Annotated in this window: 4 protein-coding genes; 2 read left to right on the top strand and 2 right to left on the bottom strand. The window is 72.7% G+C overall.

Annotated elements, in window-relative coordinates:
• The first annotated feature begins 94 nt into the window (after positions 1–94).
• A complete protein-coding gene (locus GUY61_RS34455) occupies positions 95–1,744 on the top strand; it encodes a DNA repair helicase XPB (protein WP_166634255.1) in 1,650 nt (549 codons plus the stop codon).
• Positions 1,745–1,840: 96 nt separating this feature from the next.
• Here GUY61_RS34455 and GUY61_RS34450 read toward each other — a convergent pair whose 3' ends face one another.
• The gene (locus GUY61_RS34450; protein ID WP_166634254.1) at positions 1,841–2,212 is read right to left on the bottom strand and encodes a hypothetical protein; all 372 of its coding nucleotides are present in this window, start codon (positions 2,210–2,212) and stop codon (positions 1,841–1,843) included.
• Between the two features lie 70 nt (positions 2,213–2,282).
• Entirely contained in the window at positions 2,283–2,489 is a 207-nt protein-coding gene (locus tag GUY61_RS34445; RefSeq protein WP_166634253.1) for a hypothetical protein, read from the bottom strand.
• Positions 2,490–2,816: 327 nt separating this feature from the next.
• Here GUY61_RS34445 and GUY61_RS34440 point away from each other — a divergent pair, with 327 nt between their 5' ends.
• Complete coding sequence (locus GUY61_RS34440) at positions 2,817–4,907, top strand: AAA family ATPase (protein WP_208106820.1); 2,091 nt, start codon at positions 2,817–2,819, stop codon at positions 4,905–4,907.
• Positions 4,908–5,134 lie beyond the last annotated feature (227 nt).

The raw sequence follows: 5,134 nt of genomic DNA, 5'->3' as shown, positions 1-5,134 counted from the left end.
GGCCGGGGGGCTTTGAATGCCGGGATTCGGGGGCGGCCCGGTTTCCGGCGGGATCAGGCACACTGGACGTTTGGCCGAAAGGAAAGGGTGAGGCGTGAACGGACCTCTCATCGTCCAGAGCGACAAGACACTCCTGCTGGAGGTCGACCACGAGCTGGCGGACGAATGCCGCCGCGCCATCGCGCCGTTCGCCGAGCTGGAGCGCGCGCCCGAGCACATCCACACCTACCGCCTCACGCCGCTCGGCCTGTGGAACGCCCGCGCGGCCGGGCACGACGCCGAGCAGGTCGTGGACGCCCTCGTGCAGTTCTCCCGCTACCCGGTGCCGCACGCCCTGCTCGTGGACGTCGCCGAGACGATGGCCCGCTACGGGCGGCTCACCCTCAGCAAGCACCCCACCCACGGACTGGTGCTGACCAGCAGCGACCGGCCGGTCCTGGAAGAGATCCTGCGCTCGAAGAAGATCGTCCCGCTGGTCGGGGCGAGGATCGACCCGGACACGGTCGTCGTGCACCCGTCCGAGCGCGGCCAGATCAAGCAGACCCTGCTGAAGCTGGGCTGGCCCGCCGAGGACCTCGCCGGTTACGTCGACGGGGAGGCGCACCCGATCGAGCTGGACGAGACCGGCTGGGCGCTGCGCCCGTACCAGCGGCAGGCCGTCGAGGGGTTCTGGCACGGCGGCTCCGGTGTCGTCGTCCTCCCCTGCGGCGCGGGAAAGACGCTGGTCGGGGCCGGTGCGATGGCGGAGGCGAAGGCCACCACGCTGATCCTGGTGACCAACACGGTCTCGGCCCGGCAGTGGAAGCACGAGCTGGTGAAGCGGACCTCCCTGACGGAGGACGAGATCGGCGAGTACAGCGGTACGCGCAAGGAGATCCGGCCGGTCACCATCGCCACGTACCAAGTGCTCACCACCCGCCGGAAGGGCGTGTACCCGCACCTGGAGCTGTTCGACTCCCGGGACTGGGGTCTGATCGTCTACGACGAGGTGCACCTCCTCCCCGCCCCGGTGTTCAAGTTCACCGCCGACCTCCAGGCGCGGCGGCGGCTCGGGCTGACGGCCACCCTCGTGCGCGAGGACGGCCGCGAGTCGGACGTCTTCTCCCTCATCGGGCCCAAGCGCTTCGACGCCCCCTGGAAGGAGATCGAGGCGCAGGGCTACATCGCGCCCGCCGACTGCGTCGAGGTCCGCGTCAACCTCACGGACTCCGAGCGGCTCGCGTACGCGACGGCCGAGACGGAGGACAAGTACCGGTACTGCGCGACCACCGACTCCAAGCGGAACGTCACCGAGGCGCTGGTGCGCCGGCACCGGGGTGAGCAGACCCTGGTCATCGGGCAGTACATCGACCAGCTCGACGAGCTGGGCGAGCACCTGGACGCGCCCGTGATCAAGGGCGACACGTCCAACGCGCAGCGGGAGAAGCTCTTCGAGGCGTTCCGGCAGGGCGAGCTCTCCGTGCTGGTCGTGTCGAAGGTGGCGAACTTCTCCATCGACCTGCCCGAGGCGACCGTCGCCATCCAGGTGTCCGGCACCTTCGGCTCCCGCCAGGAGGAGGCGCAGCGGCTGGGCCGGGTGCTCCGTCCGAAGGCGGACGGCCACGAGGCCCGGTTCTACTCCGTCGTGGCCAGGGACACCATCGACCAGGACTTCGCCGCGCACCGGCAGCGGTTCCTCGCCGAGCAGGGCTACGCCTACCGGATCGTCGACGCGGACGCGCTGCTGGCGGGCGACGAGGTCTGACCGGGGCGGGACCTGACCAGGCTGGGCGGGACCTGGCCGGGCGGGGACCTGGCAGGGGCCCGCCCGTGTCCGCTCGCGTGCGCGGCTCGCGGGCTGTCAGTCGAGCAGGACGAGGACCGGGGCGAGGACGAGGAAGGCGTACTGGGCGGCGACGAGGCCGGATCGGACGGCCCGGCCGGTGACGGCCGCCGGGAGGCAGAGGGCGGCGAGCCCGGTCAGGCCCGAGGCCCAGAGGCTGCCCATGCCCGCGTCGACGAAGGCGCCCGCACGGCCGTCACCGGGCTCGTAGGCGTCGACGAGGACGAGGATCATGCACAGGATCACGTCGAGGACGACCGCCACCAGGCCGACGCCCGCGGCGATCCGCGCCGGCTTCGCGGAGGAGGGGCCCGCGGAGACCAGCGCCGAGGAAGCGGCCGGGGAAGAGGGAGAGGAGGAACCGGGGCCGGGGGCGGCAGGCGTCGTCATGGCACCATCCCATCGACCGGGAAGGGCCGGCGCCTCTGCCGAACGGCTCAGGCGTGCTGGGTAGGCGTACTCATGTCTTCGGTATGTCTTTGGTCTCGTTGTACTCGCCGAGGACGACGACGCTGATCGCCGCCCCGAGGAAGACCTTGATCGCTCGCAGGGCGTTGCCGATCAGGTGCCGGGGGTGCTCGGAGCCGGCCGAGTCGACGGCGGTGGCACCGCTCACGTGGGGAGCCGCCCGGCCGGGCGGGCCTGGGGTGAATGTCGCGCTGCTCATGTACTCAATGATGCGATTCACTCCTTTGCAGTACATCGGTCTGCGGATGGAATCCGCTGTGGAGCGCGGTCCCTCCCGGGACCCACGGAATCCCCTAGGGGGGTCATCCCGCAGACGTAGGGGTCCCCCGGCTCTGCCGTCCCTAATTGGTTTGCCCCCTCCGTACCCCCAGGGCTAGCATCGCCCGTCTTGCCGCCTCCCTCCCCGCCCGGCCAGGGAGCGCGCCGCCCGGACGGAAACCGGGCCGGCATCCGCAACGTGAACGTGACCCCTGCGGACCCACGCCTCGCCGTGCGTCCGCGCACGCAGTCACGCATTCATGCAGTCATGCCCGGAGGCCACACCGTGCCCGCGCACGCAACAGAAGACGACGACCCGCTCGCCCGCGAACGGGCCCACCTCGCACGCTCCCGCGCCGCCCTGCGCGCGATGCGTGAGGACGCCGAAGCCCTCGACATCCGAGACGTCACCGCGAACTGGGTGAACGCGCAGGTCCTCCAGCGCCAGATCGACGAGCGCATCAAGGCCCTGGCCGACCACGCGGGAACACCTCTCTTCTTCGGCCGCCTCGACTACCTCCACGCCCCGGGGGCGGAGTTGGCCGAGGGGGCTCAGGGCGGGCAGTTCTACATCGGACGCCGCCACGTCCACGACGCCGACGGCGACCCGATGGTGATCGACTGGCGCGCCCCCGTCTCCCAGCCCTTCTACCGCGCCTCGCGGAAGGACCCGATGGACGTCGGGCTGCGCCGCCGCTTCGGGTACACCGGCGGCGACCTCACGGCGTACGAGGATGAGCACCTCACCGACCCGGCCGAGACCGACCGGACCAGCAGGCTCCTCCAGGCGGAGATCGAACGGCCGCGCGTCGGCCCGATGCGGGACATCGTCGCGACCATCCAGCCCGAGCAGGACGAGATCGTCCGCAGCGGCCTGGGCGGCACGGTCTGCGTGCAGGGCGGCCCCGGCACCGGGAAGACCGCGGTCGGCCTGCACCGCGTGGCCTTTCTGCTCTACGCGCACCGCGAGCGGCTGGCACGCACCGGCACCCTCGTCATCGGCCCCAACAGGTCCTTCCTGCACTACATCGAGCAGGTCCTGCCGGCGCTCGGCGAACTCGAGGTCAAGCAGGCGACCGTCGACGACCTGGTGACCGCGGGGACCGGTGTGGAGGTGCGCGGCACCGACGCGGCGGAAGCGGCCGTCGTCAAGGGCGACGCCCGGATGGCGACCGTGCTCGCGCGGGCCGTGCGTTCGCACGTCACCCTGCCGACGGAGCCGGTCGTCGTCGTGCGGGGCTCGCGCCGCTGGCGCGTACCCGCCTACGAACTCGAAGAGGTGGTCCGGGAATTGCTGGACCGGGACATCCGGTACGGCGCGGCGCGGGACGCGCTGCCGCAGCGCATCGCGCACGCCGTCCTGGTCCGCATGGAGCAGGCGGGCGAGGCGCCCGACGACCGCGTCCAGGACGCCGTGGCCCGCAACGCGGCCGTGAAGGCGGCGGTCAGGGCGATCTGGCCGCCGGTCGACCCCGCGAAGCTCGTGCTGCGACTGCTCTCCGACCCGGAGTTCCTGGCCGAGCACGCGGAGGGCGTGCTGACGGCCGACGAGCAGAAGGCGATCCTGTGGCAGACGCCGCCCAGGGGCGTGCGCTCCGCGAAGTGGTCGGCGGCGGACGCGGTCCTGATCGACGAGACGGCAGACCTCGTGTCCCGTACGCCGTCCCTCGGACACGTCGTCGTCGACGAGGCACAGGACCTCTCCCCCATGCAGTACCGCGCGGTGGGCCGCCGTTGCACCACGGGTTCCGCGACGGTCCTGGGCGACCTCGCGCAGGGGACGACGCCGTGGGCGACGGCGAGCTGGGAGGAGGCGCTGGCCCACCTGGGCAAGCGGGACGCGGTGGTGGAGGAGCTCACGGCGGGCTTCCGCGTGCCGCGCGAGGTCATCGCGTACGCCTCCCGCCTGCTACCGGCGATCTCGCCCGGTCTGGCCGAGGTCCGCTCGATCCGTGAGGCCCCGGGTTCGCTCGCCGTCCGCCGGGTCCCGGCCGCGGACGGGCTCGACGCCGCGGTCGTCGGGGCTTGCGCCGAGGCGCTCGGCAATGAGGGCTCCATCGGTCTGATCGCCGCCGACCCGCGCGTCGGTCCGCTCGCGGACGCGCTGGCCGCCGCCGGAATCCCGTACCTCGCCCCGGGCGAGGAGACCACCCCCGACGTCCGGCTGACGCTCGTCCCCGCGTCCCTGGCCAAGGGCCTGGAGTACGACTACGTCGTCCTCGACGAGCCCTCGGCCGTCGTCGACGCCGAACCGGACGAACGCACCGGTCTGCGCCGCCTCTACGTCTCGCTCACCCGCGCCGTCTCCGGCCTGACGGTCGTCCACGCGACCGCGCTGCCCGAGCAACTGGCGTCCTGACCGGCGCCGCCCCGTCCGCCACCCGTGGGTTGCCGGTCACCTCCAGCTCCGAGCGGGAGGCCGCCCGGCCGGTCGGGGCGTACGGTGCCCGGCCGCCGCCGCTCGCGCCCGCCGGACGGGTTCCGCAGGGCGCTTGGCTGTGCCCCGGGGCGGTCGCGCTCGGCGCCCGTCGGCCGCAGAGCCGCGCCGCCGGTCACCTGTCACGGGGGCACCGGGGTGACGGGGTG

The sequence above is a fragment of the Streptomyces sp. GC420 genome (assembly GCF_009916105.1).
GTDB lineage: Bacteria > Actinomycetota > Actinomycetes > Streptomycetales > Streptomycetaceae > Streptomyces.
Note: the sequence above shows the minus strand (reverse complement) of the source record. Positions and strands in the feature narration are given on the sequence as shown.

Excerpts from the sequence above, each read along its gene's own strand:
- GUY61_RS34450 (WP_166634254.1), bottom strand. The coding sequence starts at position 2,212 with ATGACGACGCCTGCCGCCCCCGGCCCCGGTTCCTCCTCTCCCTCTTCC.
- GUY61_RS34445 (WP_166634253.1), bottom strand. The coding sequence starts at position 2,489 with ATGAGCAGCGCGACATTCACCCCAGGCCCGCCCGGCCGGGCGGCTCCC.
- GUY61_RS34440 (WP_208106820.1), top strand. The coding sequence starts at position 2,817 with ATGCCCGGAGGCCACACCGTGCCCGCGCACGCAACAGAAGACGACGAC.